Source organism: Sinobaca qinghaiensis, assembly GCF_003610495.1.
GTDB lineage: Bacteria > Bacillota > Bacilli > Bacillales > Marinococcaceae > Sinobaca > Sinobaca qinghaiensis.
This window is the reverse complement of record NZ_RAPK01000007.1, coordinates 541,128-555,145: the sequence shown is the minus strand read 5'-3', so window position 1 is coordinate 555,145 and position 14,018 is coordinate 541,128. Positions and strand designations below refer to the sequence as shown.

Sequence of the window (14,018 nt, the reverse complement as noted above, 5' to 3'; positions counted from 1 at the left end):
AGCATTGACTTTATGGTGAAGATATATTAATATAAATCTTGTCGTGAAAAACGACAGAACATATAATGTCTCAGTAGCTCAGCAGGATAGAGCAACGCCCTTCTAAGGCGTCGGTCGCAGGTTCGAATCCTGCCTGGGACACCAAAACTAATATTCCGAACAGCATCTGTGCAGATGCTGTTCTTTTTTGTTTGAACATATAATAAAAGCGGATACATTAGGAGCATACCGGCTAGTCTTCCCGGCTGTAATGAAAAGTAATACGAATCGTCAAAATATTTACGAAAAACGGTTGACCCTTTAGTACAAACGGAGTAATATGGATTTCAACGCACTGTTTGTATACAGGGGAAATACATTTGGCTTTTCCGTGTGTACAAATAAAAGATAGAACCGTCTAAGATGTAACTTGAAAGCAAAGTCCTGATGGTTCCTTATATTGAGTTCAAACATCAGGAGTGGTTAATGATGAAAGATCAGTGGATTTATTTAAGCGGCGAATTTGTAAAAAAAGAAGATGCCAAAATTTCCGTCTATGATCATGGTTTTCTATATGGTGATGGCGTATTTGAAGGTATCAGGGTTTACAGCGGCAATGTATACAAACTTGATGAACATTTAAAGAGGTTGTATAATTCTGCCAAGTCGATTATGCTGGACATTCCCCATTCTTCTGAAGAGATGACAGAAATTATATTGGAAACCCTTCGTAAGAATGACCTTCAGGATGCTTATATTAGACTGGTTGTATCCAGGGGAGTCGGAAATCTAGGGCTGGATCCTGCATCATGTTCTTCTCCGCAGATTATAGCGATTGCAGAAGAACTGGCTATTTATCCAAAAGAATTTTATGAAAATGGGCTTGATATTGTAACAGTGGCCACCCGGAGAAACAGCCCGGATGTGCTCAGTCCGAAAGTGAAATCATTAAATTATTTAAATAATATACTTGTTAAGATAGAGGCAGGACTTGCAGGAGTCAGCGAAGCCCTTATGCTAAACAGCGAAGGCTATGTAGCAGAAGGTTCTGCAGACAATATTTTTATTATTAGAAACAATACGCTGTACACGCCTCCCGGCTATATTGGTGCGCTGGAAGGAATAACCAGAGCTGCGATTATGGAATTATCTGAAGAATTAGGTTATACTCTTAAAGAAGAACCTTTTACCAGACATGATGTATATACAGCAGATGAGGTATTTCTAACCGGAACGGCTGCAGAAGTTATTGCAGTTGTTAAAGTGGACGGCCGAATAATCGGTGACGGAAAGCCCGGATATCATACGAATGTGCTGCTGGACGGCTTCCGCCGGAAAGTTGTACAGGACGGTGTGAAAATTTACTCTGCAAATGAAGTTAAAGCCTAATAATTATATATAGAAATGCGTTGAGAAGGATAAGTAGTTGTCAGACCGTATTACTACAGAGAACCGTTGATTGCTGAGAAACGGTGTAAACGCTGAGAATGAACTCCCCTTTGAGCGCCTGGATGAACGTTTATACTATTAATCCGGGCCGTGTGAAGCACACACTTCACATGTTATCAAATGAGTGATCCGTAAAAGGATTACTGCTGAGGCGGTAAAGATTTACCGCGAAATAAGGGTGGTACCGTGAAAAGAATCTTTTCGCCCCTTTGGCCTATATAACTATAGGCTGATTGGAGTGGAGAGATTTTTTTGTGTATAAAAATTCCGGGCGATAGAGCGATAGGCTAATAAGGAGGGCTAGCAGTGAATACAAAAGTAAAAGAAGAAAATGGTCGTGAATTGAAGGTGGAAAATCAGCAGATGTCAGGATCGAGCATGCTGATCCAAGCATTAGCGAGAGAGAAAGTAGACGTCATTTTCGGATATCCCGGCGGAGCTATTCTGCCAACCTATGACGAAATTTACCGCACAGGGATCAGACACATTCTTGCCCGGCACGAACAGGGAGCTATTCACGCTGCAGAAGGATATGCAAGAGTGTCCGGAAAACCAGGCGTATGCGTTGTTACTTCCGGCCCGGGAGCCACAAATGTGATCACGGGTATCGCGGACGCCATGATTGATTCGCTGCCGCTTGTCGTTATTACAGGCCAGGTAGCTACTTCGGTTATTGGAACAGATGCTTTTCAGGAAGCCGACATTATCGGAGTAACAATGCCTATTACGAAACACAATTTTCAGGTAAGAAACGTAAATGACCTTCCAAATATTATTAAAGAATCTTTTCACATTGCCACCTCCGGACGACCGGGACCTGTGCTGATTGACCTGCCTAAAGATGTGTCTATTGCGATTGGTGAATTTAATTATGATGAACCACTCGATCTTCCAGGATATCAGCCGACAAAAATTCCGAACAGGCTGCAGATTCGTAAGCTGGCTGAGGCGGTAGCAAAGGCTAAAAAACCGGTTATCTTAACAGGGGCGGGTATTCTCCATGCCGGCGGCTCGGAAGAAGTACTTGAATTTGCGGAGAATCAGCAGATACCGGTAGCGAGCACGCTGCTTGGACTAGGAGCATTCCCGGGGGATCATGAACAATTTCTTGGAATGGGCGGTATGCACGGAACGTATTCAGCTAATATGGCACTGCATGAAGCCGATCTATTAATTAATATTGGTGCCAGGTTTGACGACCGGCTTACAGGCAGGCTTGATGCTTTTGCACCATATGCCACCATTGCCCACATTGATATCGATCCGGCAGAAATCGGTAAAAACGTGGAAACGCATATTCCTATTGTAGGAGACGCTAAAGAAGCGATGCGAATGCTCAATGAAGAAGCGAAGACGAACTGTGAATGCGGTGATTGGAAAGAGACGATTAAAGAGTGGAAGGCGGAATATCCGCTCTGGTATACAGAGGATGACGAGCTGTTGAAGCCGCAGCGCCTGATTGAGATGATTTACGAAGAAACGAACGGCGATGCGATCATTACAACAGATGTGGGCCAGCACCAGATGTGGTCTGCCCAGTTCTACAAATTTCCTAAGCCGAATCAGTGGGTTACTTCCGGTGGTCTCGGAACGATGGGATTTGGTTTCCCATCAGCAATCGGAGCCCAGTTTGCAGAGCCTGACAAAACGGTCGTTGCCGTTGTCGGGGATGCAGGCTTCCAAATGACTGCGCAGGAGTTGTCGATTCTGCAGGAATTAAACCTTCCGGTAAAAATCATCATTGTAAACAACGCATCTCTTGGAATGGTAAGACAATGGCAGCAGCTTTTCTACGAAGAGCGCTATTCCAACTCACTATTCCCTATTCAGCCGGACTTCGTAAAGCTGGCGGATGCTTACAATGTTAAGGGATGGAAAATCGAAGACCCCGCGGAAATGCAGGATATTCTAAAAGAAGCTCTTGCGTACGACGGTCCGGTTCTGCTTGACTGCAGAGTCCATAAAGTAGAAAACGTATATCCAATGATTGCTCCAGGAAAAGGCCACCATGAGATGGAGGGAATCAAACCATGAGAAAAACAATCGTTGCAACCGTAAATAATACGTCCGGAGTAATGAACCGAATAACGGGACTGTTTGCCCGGCGTAATTTTAATATTGAAAGCATTACTGTGGGCATGACTGAAAACCCACGGGTCTCCCGGATGACTTTTGTTATGAATGTTGACGATCAGCGGGGGCTCGACCAGGTTATTAAACAGCTTAATAAGCAGGTCGACGTGCTGAAAGTAAGGGATCTAACCGATGAAGCGATTGTTGCGAGAGAACTTGCCTTAATCAAGGTGCTTTCTCCCCCGCAGCAGCGTGGAGAATTAACAGATCTTATTCAGCCGTTCCGCGCCTCGATTATTGATGTGAGCCGCGAAAGCATTACGATTCAGGTTACCGGCGATAACGACAAGGTAGAAGCACTGATTGACTTGGTGAAACCTTATGGAATTAAAGAATTGGCAAGAACCGGGATTACCGCCTTTAAGCGTGACACTAAAAAAGGCGTTATAGATAGTCCAAAGTATTCTGTTATCAACTAAAAAATTGCAAACACTAAAGGAGAGAATGTAAAAATGGCTAAAGTATTTTATAACGGGGATGTAAATGAAGGGGTACTTCAGAATAAGACAGTAGCAGTAGTAGGTTATGGTTCACAAGGACACGCACACGCACAGAATCTTCGTGAGAGCGGTGTAGATGTCGTAATCGGCCTGCGCCAGGGAAAATCCTGGGATAAAGCGAAAGAAGACGGGTTTACTGTCCTTTCTGTAAAAGACGCTTCCGAGAAAGCGGATGTTATCATGATCCTTCTTCCGGATGAATACCAGCCAACCATTTATAAAAACGAAATTGAACCACAGCTGAAAGAAGGCAAGGCGCTTGTATTCGCGCACGGTTTTAACATTCACTTTAACCAGATCGTTCCACCATCAAATGTGGACGTATTTATGGTAGCTCCTAAAGGACCGGGCCACATTGTCCGCCGTACGTATGAAGATGGAGCAGGCGTTCCTGCATTAATCGCTGTATATCAGGATGCAACAGGATCTGCAAAAGATACAGCCCTTGCTTATGCAAAACAGATCGGTGCAGCCAGAGCAGGCGTTCTGGAAACAACGTTCCAGGAAGAAACGGAAACAGATTTATTCGGTGAGCAGGCTGTCCTTTGCGGAGGAACTTCTGCATTGGTAAAAGCCGGTTTTGAAACACTGGTTGAAGCCGGATACCAGCCTGAAGTAGCTTACTTCGAGTGTCTGCATGAACTGAAGCTTATCGTTGATTTAATGTACGAAGGCGGTTTAGCCGGAATGCGCTATTCTATCTCTGACACAGCTCAGTGGGGAGATTTCCAGGCAGGCCCGCGTATCGTAACAGAAGATACAAAACAGGCTATGCGTGACGTTCTTACCGATATTCAAACCGGCCGTTTCGCTAAAGGATGGATTCTTGAAAACCAGGCAAACCGTCCAGAATTTAATGCTACAAACGATAGAGAAAACAACCATTTGATTGAAGAAGTCGGTAAGGAACTCCGCGGCATGATGCCGTTTGTGAACAAACAATCTAAGGGAGTGGTGGGCAGTGCGAAAAATTAACGTCTTTGACACGACGCTGCGAGATGGAGAACAATCACCGGGCGTGAACTTGAACTTTGAAGAAAAAATGCAGATAGCCACCCAGCTTGAAAGGCTCGGAGTGGATATTATGGAAGCTGGTTTTCCAGGAGCTTCTGAAGGCGATTTTAAATCGGTTCAGGCCATTGCCAACACGATTAAAAACAGTTCAGTAACCGGACTCTCCAGATCCATCAAAAAAGAAATTGATACGTCGTGGGAAGCGTTAAAAGGAGGAGCGGAGCCAAGAATTCATTTATTCTTGGCAACCTCGCCTATTCATATGGAGCATAAGCTCCGCATGAGCCCCCAGCAGGTGATAGACACAGCTGTAGATTCTGTTAAATATGCAAAAGAACGTTTTGCAAAAGTACAGTGGTCTGCAGAGGATGCCTGTCGCTCAGATATTCATTTTCTTGCAGAAATTATTGAACAGGTGATTGATGCAGGCGCAGAGGTAATTAACCTTCCGGATACCGTCGGCTATATTACACCAAAAGAAATTTTTGAAATGTTCAGCTACCTGAAAAAAACAGTACCGAACATTGATAAAGCAAATCTTTCCGCACACTGCCATGATGACCTGGGATTAGCTGTAGCCAACTCTCTTGCTGCCATTGAAGCAGGTGCAGATCAGGTGGAATGTACGATTAACGGCATCGGCGAGCGGGCCGGTAACGCTTCTTTAGAAGAAATTGCCGTGGCGCTTCGAATCCGTCAGGATTATTATAATGCGGAGACGGGATTAACGCTCAAAGAAATTAAGCGCAGCAGTACGATTGTAAGTTCCTTAACCGGAATGGCCGTACCTAACAACAAAGCTGTTGTAGGAGACAATGCCTTTGCCCACGAAGCAGGCATACATCAGGACGGTGTTCTAAAGGAAAAAACAACGTATGAAATTATTACTCCTGAACTCGTTGGTGTACATGCCAATAGAATGGTGCTTGGAAAGCATTCCGGACGTCATGCCTTTAAAGAAAAAATTACTGATCTTGGGTATAACACAAGTGAAGATGAGTTAAACAAAGTATTCAAAGCATTTAAGTCGTTGGCGGATAAGAAAAAAGAAATCACTGATGAAGATATCTTTGCCTTGATGACAGAGGAAAAAGCCGGCGAAGCTGTAAAATATTATGAAGTAGAAACACTTCAGGTGAATTATGGAACAAACAATATACCAACTTCCACTGTAACTATGAAAATACCGGACGGCTCTATTGTAGAAGAAGCAGCCACCGGCTCAGGAAGCGTAGAAGCGCTCTACAATACGCTTGAACGTATAATTGATAGAAAAATCAAGCTGAAAGACTACCGGATCCAGTCTATTACCGGAGGCCGGGACGCGCTGGCAGAAGTATTTGTACGGGTTGAATTCGACGGTGAAGAAACTACCGGAAGAGGCACGGCAAATGACGTTCTTGAAGCTTCTGCAAAGGCTTATATTAACGCAGTAAATAGAATTATGAATCGTTCAAGCCGGGACAAAACGAAAATGGAAACCATCCACGTTTAACGGCTGTCACTAAGGAGAGAGCCTGTTATGAAAAAAAATATTACAGTACTTCCCGGAGATGGAATCGGCCTGGAGGTCGTGCAGTCGGCTGTGGAAGTGCTTGAAACAATCGGCACGATATACGGGCATGACTTTGCCTTTGACTATGCAGATATTGGGGGAAGCGCCATTGACAAGCACAATGATCCGCTTCCTGCTTCTACTATTAAAGCCTGCAAAGCAGGAGATGCAGTTCTTCTAGGCGCAGTCGGCGGCCCGAAGTGGGATCAGCTGAGCGGCGATATGAGGCCGGAAAAAGGTCTTCTTCGTATTCGGAAAGAACTGGATCTTTTCGCCAATCTTCGACCTGTTATCGGATTTGACAGTCTGTCTGATTCTTCCACTCTTCGTAAAGAAGTGATTACCGGGATCGACTTAATGATCGTGCGTGAACTGACAGGCGGCCTGTATTTTGGGGAGCCTCGGGAACGCCGCGAAGAAAATGGTGAAACGATAGCTGTGGATACGTTAATATACAGCCGTTCTGAAATAGAAAGAATCATCCGCAAAGGCTTTGAGCTTGCTCAGGTACGAAGCAGAAGAGTAACATCTGTGGATAAAGCCAATGTATTGGAAACAAGCAGGCTCTGGAGAGAAATTGCAGAGGAAATAAGCACAGAATACCCGGATGTTGCATTAGAGCATATGCTGGTTGATAATGCTGCTATGCAGTTGATTAGAGATCCACAGTATTTTGATGTTATTGTTACAGAAAACCTGTTTGGAGATATATTAAGTGATGAAGCGTCTATGCTTACAGGTTCTCTTGGAATGCTACCTTCTGCAAGCATGAGTGCTGAAGGACCCGGTTTGTATGAACCGGTTCATGGTTCAGCACCTGATATTGCAGGACAGGATAAGGCGAATCCGCTGGCAGCGATTTCGTCTGCTTCCATGATGCTGAAATATGCGTTTGGTTTGTCAGAAGAAGCACTTGCTGTCGATAAAGCGATAGATCAGGTGCTCAATGAAGGCTTTCGTACCGGCGATATTGCCAGAGAAGGCGAAGCAGTGAAAACAACTTCGGAAATAACGCAGAAAGTTATAGAAACTCTGCGTTCTAAATTATAAAAGATAGAGAGGGTGTAGTTCGATGCAGCCAAAAACGATAATAGAAAAAATTTGGGATACGCACGCAGTGATGTCCGAAAAAGGTAAACCGAACCTTATGTTTATTGACTTGCACATGGTTCATGAAGTAACGTCACCCCAGGCTTTTGAAGGACTTCGTTTAGCTGGTCGAAAAGTACGCCGTCCTGATCTAACATTTGCAACAATGGATCATAATGTACCGACCCAGAACCGAATGTCCATTACAGATTCGATTGCAAAAAAACAAATGGAAACTCTTGCCAACAATTGTGAAGAGTTTGGTATTGATATTGCGGATCTTAACAGCCCGAACAATGGTATTGTCCATATTATTGGACCGCAGATGGGGCTGACCCAGCCTGGAAAAACAATAGTATGCGGAGACAGCCATACGTCCACTCACGGAGCCTTCGGTGCGCTTGCGTTTGGAATCGGAACGAGTGAAGTGGAGCACGTACTTGCCACCCAGACGATCTGGCAGTCAAAGCCTAAAACAATGGAGGTTCGTGTAAACGGACGCCTTAATCCCGGTGCTACTGCAAAAGATATTATTTTAAGCATTATTGCAAAGCACGGTGTTGACTTTGGTACCGGCCACGTTCTTGAATTTACCGGCGAAGCGATCCGCGGATTGACTATGGAAGAGCGTATGACTATATGCAACATGTCGATTGAAGCAGGTGCTAAAGCTGGTTTGATTAGTCCGGATCAGGTAACGATTGACTATTTGAAAGGCCGTGAAAAAGTACCGGACGGAGAAGCTTTTGAAAAGCTCGCTCAGGAGTGGAGAGACACGGCTTCCGACGAAGGTGCTGTATACGATGCGGTCGTAGAGATGGATAGTGAAGAAATCGAGCCTATGGTTACATGGGGAACAAATCCTTCCCAGGGAATCGGCATTCATAAGCAGATTCCTGACCCTGCCAATGCTGAGTCGGATCACGACCGCAGAGCAATCCAGCAGTCGCTTGACTATATGGATTTAAAACCGGGAATGAAAATGACTGAGGTAGAAATACAGCATGTATTTATCGGTTCCTGTACAAATTCAAGAATAAGCGATTTAAGAGCCGCTGCGAAAATAGCAGAAGGCAGAAAAGTAGCAGATGGCGTCCGCGCTCTGGTTGTGCCGGGTTCACAGGCAGTGAAAATGCAGGCGGAATCAGAAGGATTGGATAAAGTATTTCTTGAAGCCGGCTTTGAATGGAGAGAATCTGGATGCAGCATGTGCTTAAGCATGAATCCGGATTTTGTGCCTGAAGGAGAACGCTGTGCCTCTACGTCCAACCGTAACTTTGAAGGCCGTCAGGGTAAAGGCGCCCGCACCCATTTGGTCAGCCCTGCTATGGCAGCAGCTGCCGCAGTGGCCGGCAGGTTTGTAGATATCCGTGATTTAAAAAAACCATCGCTTCAATAAAGGAGGGTAATAAAAATGGAACCAATTATTGTGCATGAGGGTAACACAGCGGTACTGCCGCGTGTAAACGTTGATACAGACCAGATCATTCCGAAACAATTTTTAAAAAGAGTAGAACGCACAGGATTTGGACAGTTTCTGTTTTTTGACTGGCGCTTTTTAGCTGACGGAACGCCGGATCCTTCGTTTGAATTAAATAAGCCGGAAGCAGAAGAAGCAAGTGTCCTGCTGGCAGATCACAATTTTGGATGTGGTTCTTCAAGAGAGCATGCGCCGTGGGCTCTGCAGGATTATGGTTTTCGTGTTATTATTGCTCCAAGCTTTGCGGATATTTTTTATAACAACTGTTTTAAGAATGGCATATTAACAATAAGACTTCCGGAAAAACAGGTTTACGAACTGATGGATAATGGGAAAGAAGAGTATTATAAACTCAAAGTAGATCTGGAGCATCAAACGATTCAGGACAGCAAAGGTTTTGAAGCTGGTTTTGAAATTGATCCATACTGGAAAGAAATGCTTTTAAAAGGCTGGGACGAAATCAGCCTGACGCTTCAGTATGCAGATCATATTGATGCTTATGAAAAGCAAAGAGGGATTTAAGCGGCGGCCTACAAGGCCGTCTTCCTTTTTGTATGGCTGCTGACGGGTATTATGATTTTCAGATAGAGACCGATAGAAGAGAGAAGGGAGGGGAAATGAGTGGATGCATTTAAAGAAAAAGGAAATATTGTTCCATTTCCAGGGGCTGTTGATAAATTAATTACAGATGGGCTGCATGCATTAAAGCAGGCTGACAAGTCGGAGGCAGAGTCTTTTTTTCAAGAGGCATTAATGCACGATCCTGAGCATGAAGAAGCTGCCTATGGACTGCTCCTTGCCTATGCAGAAACCAACCAGCTTACAAAAGCCAGGCTTCTGGCTGAAGAAATGATGAAAAAAGACAGCGGGGATTATTACGAAATTCTCCAGGTTTATGTTTCTGTGCTGGCTCAGCTGGAGCAGTATGAAGAAGTAATTATAACGCTTGAAGCGGTCATGACTGAAGAAGATATTCCGTCCAAGTTAAAAAAAGAACTTGAACATCTGCTGACGGTTTCTAAAAATATGCAGCGTACTATAATAGAAGCGAATGAAGAAAGCCGACTTCCTATTACATATGAAGCAAATGAGCCGGAATGGGTACCGATGCTTAGAAGCGGCTCTCCTGAAGAGAAAATGGCTGTGCTTCAGGAATTAAAGCAGCAGCGTTCGCTTCAGTCTCTTCCTTACATACAGACCCTTTTGACAAGTGAACATACTTCCCCTCTTTTAAAGAGTTTTCTAGTACTGTTATTAAAGGACTGGGAAGTAGAAAGAACGATAGAAGTAAATAAATTAAACCGGCAGGGGGAGTTTGCTCCTGAAACGCTTCCGGATATTAACAGCAGTACGTCCTATCTGGAGGCCACGGCTGCGCTGGAGCAGGTTATAGGAGAAAAAGATCCGACGTTAATGCAGCATATTATTCATCTGCTTCAGCAGATGCTGCTGTATTATTATCCTTTTCCACCATCCGTGCAGATTTCAGCTCTTTCTGCTATGCTTCATTATGAAGCTGCTGTTCAGTCCGGATATGACATGCAGGTGGAAGCAATATGCCAAAGCTATGATGTCAGCGTTCATGATTTTCAGGCTGTGCATCGGGATTATGAAAGAATTCAAAAGCAATTAACAACAATATAGCCGTATCAGCGCCTGAATTGGCTTTTATGATTGAAAAGACTAAGTGATATGTTATAATGTAGTGGTTGTCAAAAACGGATATAAGAATGTTGGAGGGACAAATAAATGAGTGTCAATTGGGAAAAATTAGAAGGAAATCAAGGTGTACTGACAATTGATGTAGCGTCAGAGAAATTTGACGAAGCATTGGATCAGGCTTTTACAAAAGTAAGAAAACAGGTGAACGTTCCTGGATTTAGAAAAGGGAAAATTCCACGCAAAATTTTTGAACAGCGTTTCGGCGTTGAATCATTATACCAGGATGCCCTGGATATCGTTCTTCCTGATGCTTATGCATCTGCTGTTGACGAAGCAGGAATTGAGCCGGTCGACAGACCGGAAATTGATGTGGATCAGGTAGAGCAGGGCAAAGACGTTATTTTTAAAGCAACTGTTACCGTGAAGCCTGAAGTGAAGCTTGGCACATACAAAGGACTTGAAGTTGAAAAGTTCGATGTAACTGTCACAGAAGACGAAGTACAGGCAGAGCTTGACCAGCTTCGTGAGAAGCAGGCAGATCTTGCTGTTGTAGAAGATGGAGAAGTACAGGAAGGCGATACTGCTATTCTTGACTTTGAAGGATTCGTTGATGGAGAGCCATTTGAAGGCGGACAGGCGGAGAACCATTCACTTGAAATTGGTTCCGGCCAGTTTATTCCTGGATTTGAAGAACAGTTAATCGGATTAAAGCCGGGTGCTGAACAGGACGTAGAAGTAACGTTCCCTGAAGAGTACCATGCAGAAGATCTTGCAGGTAAAAAAGCCGTATTTAAAGTTAAGCTGCATGATATTAAGCGCAAAGAACTTCCTGAGCTTGATGATGACTTTGCTAAAGATCTGGAAGAGCACGAAGCAGAAACAATTGATGAATTAAAAAGCAGCGTAGCGCACAAGCTTGAGCACGATAAAGAGCACTCCAAAGAACATCACGATAGAGATACAGTAGTAGAGCTTGCTGCTGAGAATGCTTCTGTTGATATTCCAGAGGCAATGGTAAGCACAGAAGCAGACCGTATGCTTCAGGAATTCAGCCAGCGTCTTCAGTCCCAGGGCATGTCCATGGATATGTACTACCAGGTGACGGGATCTGATGAAGAAGGCATGAAAGAACAGTTCAAAGAAGAAGCTGAAAAGCGTGTGAAAATGAACCTTACGCTTGAAGCTGTAGCCGATGAAGAGAAGCTTGAAGCATCTGATGAAGATGTGGAAGCGGAACTTGATAAAATGGCGGAAATGTACAAGCGCTCTAAAGACGAAATTAGAAATCTTCTTGCTATGCAGGGCGGAGACGACGCTATTAAAGGCGACCTTCGCATTCAAAAAGCGATCGACTTTCTTGTTGAACACAGTGTAACTGTGGAAAAGAAGGAAGAAGAAGCGTCTGAAGCTGAAGAAGCAGAAGAGAAAGAATAATAAAGAAATGCTGTCCTGTAAGTATCGATTACTTTCAGGGCAGTTTTCTACATAAGTACTAAAAAAGAGATACACATAGAAGAACGTATTGTTTTATATTCATGCTCATTTTATGATACAATGCAGTCCATGATATAAATTCATAAATTAGCCATAAATCAAAGATAAATGGCAGCTGATAGATAAGCTGCTCTCTTTTATGACTAACATATAATAAGTATAATAATGAGCTTTAAAAACATGTAAGGGGTGAACGAATTGTTTAAATTCAATGAAGAAAAAGGTCAGCTTAAATGCTCCTTTTGCGGAAAAACACAGGACCAGGTCAGAAAGCTTGTAGCAGGCCCTGGTGTTTATATATGCGATGAGTGCATTGAACTATGTACGGAGATTGTAGAAGAAGAACTGGGTACAGATGAAGAAGTGGAATTTGAAGAAATTCCTAAGCCTTCTGAAATTAACGAAATTCTGGATGATTATGTTATTGGACAGGAACGAGCCAAACGTTCGCTTTCAGTAGCTGTATACAATCACTACAAACGGGTTAATTCTGTTAAGAAAACCGATGATGTAGAGCTTGCGAAAAGTAACATCTGCCTTATCGGTCCTACGGGAAGCGGTAAAACCCTTCTTGCACAGACGCTTGCCAGAGTTTTAAACGTACCATTTGCGATTGCAGATGCGACATCTCTGACAGAAGCCGGCTATGTAGGGGAAGATGTGGAAAACATCCTCCTTAAACTAATCCAGGCAGCGGATTATGACGTGGAAAAAGCAGAAAAAGGCATTATTTATATCGATGAAATCGATAAAGTAGCCAGAAAATCTGAAAACCCATCTATTACAAGAGACGTTTCAGGTGAAGGTGTGCAGCAGGCTCTTCTAAAGATTCTCGAAGGTACGACGGCAAGTGTTCCTCCACAGGGCGGACGCAAGCATCCACACCAGGAATTTATCCAGATTGATACAAGCAACGTATTGTTTATCTGCGGTGGTGCTTTTGACGGTATCGATCAAATCGTAAAACAGCGTTTAGGTAAAAAAGTAATCGGCTTTGGTTCTGATTCGGAAAAAGAAGAGCTTGCAAAAGAAGAGTACATGAGCAGAATTCTTCCGGAAGACTTGTTAAGATACGGTCTTATTCCTGAATTTATCGGACGTCTTCCTGTTATCTCCAGCCTTTCTACATTGGATGAGCAGGCGCTGATTGAAATTTTGACACAGCCTAAGAATGCGCTTGTTAAACAATTCCAAAAGCTGCTTGAACTTGATGACGTAGAACTTGAATTTACTGATGATGCGCTTCGGGAAATTTCGATTAAAGCAATTGAAAGAAAAACGGGCGCACGTGGACTTCGTTCTATTATTGAAGGAATTATGCTGGACGTTATGTATGATCTGCCTTCTAAAGAAGAAGTGGTCAAGTGTGAAATTACAGCTGAATGTGTGACCGGAGATGCTACGCCAATTTTAAAAACTAAAGACGGCGAAATAGTGCCTCTCAAAGGTGAACCAAAAGAAAGCGCGTAATACTACAAATGAAAGTCAAACCGCTTTGGGTTTTAGTGAATCCCAAAGCGGTTTTTCCTATATAATGCCAAATTCTATAAATGAGAGCATTCTTACTCAATACGCCGGCTTCATTAGACAACCGTGCAGGAGTGGGATAAAATAAAGGTACTGTGCATATACTGCAGCAGGGTAGTTATCCTGCTGTTTCATT

At 43.6% G+C, this 14,018-nt stretch carries 11 protein-coding genes, 1 tRNA gene and 1 other annotated feature; all 12 genes read left to right on the top strand.

The genetic code is table 11. The annotated features are described in order from the left end of the window. Positions 1-67 precede the first annotated feature (67 nt). The 12 genes from ATL39_RS06905 (at position 68) to clpX (ending at position 13,825) form a co-directional block, all read left to right on the top strand. Positions 68-144 (top strand) — tRNA-Arg (locus tag ATL39_RS06905). A 324-nt stretch (positions 145-468) separates the two neighbouring features. After that, positions 469-1,368: a branched-chain-amino-acid transaminase gene (gene ilvE / locus ATL39_RS06900; RefSeq protein ID WP_120192555.1), complete on the top strand. Its 900-nt coding sequence runs from the start codon at positions 469-471 to the stop codon at positions 1,366-1,368. 11 nt (positions 1,369-1,379) lie between these two features. Beyond that, positions 1,380-1,640: a binding site (T-box leader), on the top strand. A 151-nt stretch (positions 1,641-1,791) separates the two neighbouring features. After that, positions 1,792-3,462, top strand: a complete 1,671-nt coding sequence (gene ilvB, locus ATL39_RS06895; protein ID WP_245960946.1) for an acetolactate synthase large subunit — start codon at positions 1,792-1,794, stop codon at positions 3,460-3,462. After that, positions 3,459-3,980 carry an acetolactate synthase small subunit gene (ilvN, locus tag ATL39_RS06890; RefSeq protein ID WP_120192553.1) on the top strand — a complete coding sequence of 174 codons (522 nt, stop codon included), beginning with the start codon at positions 3,459-3,461 and terminating at the stop codon, positions 3,978-3,980. The genes ilvB and ilvN overlap by 4 nt, the downstream gene beginning before the upstream one ends. Positions 3,981-4,013: 33 nt before the next feature. Beyond that, positions 4,014-5,036, top strand: a complete 1,023-nt coding sequence (gene ilvC / locus ATL39_RS06885) for a ketol-acid reductoisomerase (protein WP_120192552.1) — start codon at positions 4,014-4,016, stop codon at positions 5,034-5,036. Beyond that, positions 5,023-6,570 carry a 2-isopropylmalate synthase gene (locus ATL39_RS06880; RefSeq protein ID WP_120192551.1) on the top strand — a complete coding sequence of 516 codons (1,548 nt, stop codon included), beginning with the start codon at positions 5,023-5,025 and terminating at the stop codon, positions 6,568-6,570. The genes ilvC and ATL39_RS06880 overlap by 14 nt, the downstream gene beginning before the upstream one ends. Before the next feature lie 27 nt (positions 6,571-6,597). Further along, a complete protein-coding gene (gene leuB / locus ATL39_RS06875; protein ID WP_120192550.1) occupies positions 6,598-7,680 on the top strand; it encodes a 3-isopropylmalate dehydrogenase in 1,083 nt (360 codons plus the stop codon). 22 nt (positions 7,681-7,702) lie between these two features. Beyond that, positions 7,703-9,118: a 3-isopropylmalate dehydratase large subunit gene (gene leuC, locus ATL39_RS06870; RefSeq protein ID WP_120192549.1), complete on the top strand. Its 1,416-nt coding sequence runs from the start codon at positions 7,703-7,705 to the stop codon at positions 9,116-9,118. Between the two features lie 15 nt (positions 9,119-9,133). After that, positions 9,134-9,721, top strand: coding sequence for a 3-isopropylmalate dehydratase small subunit (leuD, locus tag ATL39_RS06865; RefSeq protein ID WP_120192548.1), 588 nt, complete (start codon positions 9,134-9,136; stop codon positions 9,719-9,721). Positions 9,722-9,820: 99 nt separating this feature from the next. Continuing rightward, complete coding sequence (locus ATL39_RS06860) at positions 9,821-10,843, top strand: tetratricopeptide repeat protein (RefSeq protein ID WP_120192547.1); 1,023 nt, start codon at positions 9,821-9,823, stop codon at positions 10,841-10,843. 105 nt (positions 10,844-10,948) lie between these two features. Continuing rightward, positions 10,949-12,295 (top strand): trigger factor, encoded by a 1,347-nt coding sequence (gene tig / locus ATL39_RS06855; RefSeq protein ID WP_120192546.1) that lies wholly within the window; start codon positions 10,949-10,951, stop codon positions 12,293-12,295. Positions 12,296-12,553: 258 nt separating this feature from the next. Continuing rightward, positions 12,554-13,825 carry an ATP-dependent protease ATP-binding subunit ClpX gene (gene clpX / locus ATL39_RS06850; protein ID WP_120192545.1) on the top strand — a complete coding sequence of 424 codons (1,272 nt, stop codon included), beginning with the start codon at positions 12,554-12,556 and terminating at the stop codon, positions 13,823-13,825. Positions 13,826-14,018 lie beyond the last annotated feature (193 nt).

Coding starts and splice junctions, on each gene's coding strand:
- leuC (WP_120192549.1), top strand. CDS start 7,703: ATGCAGCCAAAAACGATAATAGAAAAAATTTGGGATACGCACGCAGTG.
- ilvE (WP_120192555.1), top strand. CDS start 469: ATGAAAGATCAGTGGATTTATTTAAGCGGCGAATTTGTAAAAAAAGAA.
- leuB (WP_120192550.1), top strand. CDS start 6,598: ATGAAAAAAAATATTACAGTACTTCCCGGAGATGGAATCGGCCTGGAG.
- ilvN (WP_120192553.1), top strand. CDS start 3,459: ATGAGAAAAACAATCGTTGCAACCGTAAATAATACGTCCGGAGTAATG.
- ilvC (WP_120192552.1), top strand. CDS start 4,014: ATGGCTAAAGTATTTTATAACGGGGATGTAAATGAAGGGGTACTTCAG.
- ilvB (WP_245960946.1), top strand. CDS start 1,792: ATGTCAGGATCGAGCATGCTGATCCAAGCATTAGCGAGAGAGAAAGTA.
- leuD (WP_120192548.1), top strand. CDS start 9,134: ATGGAACCAATTATTGTGCATGAGGGTAACACAGCGGTACTGCCGCGT.
- tig (WP_120192546.1), top strand. CDS start 10,949: ATGAGTGTCAATTGGGAAAAATTAGAAGGAAATCAAGGTGTACTGACA.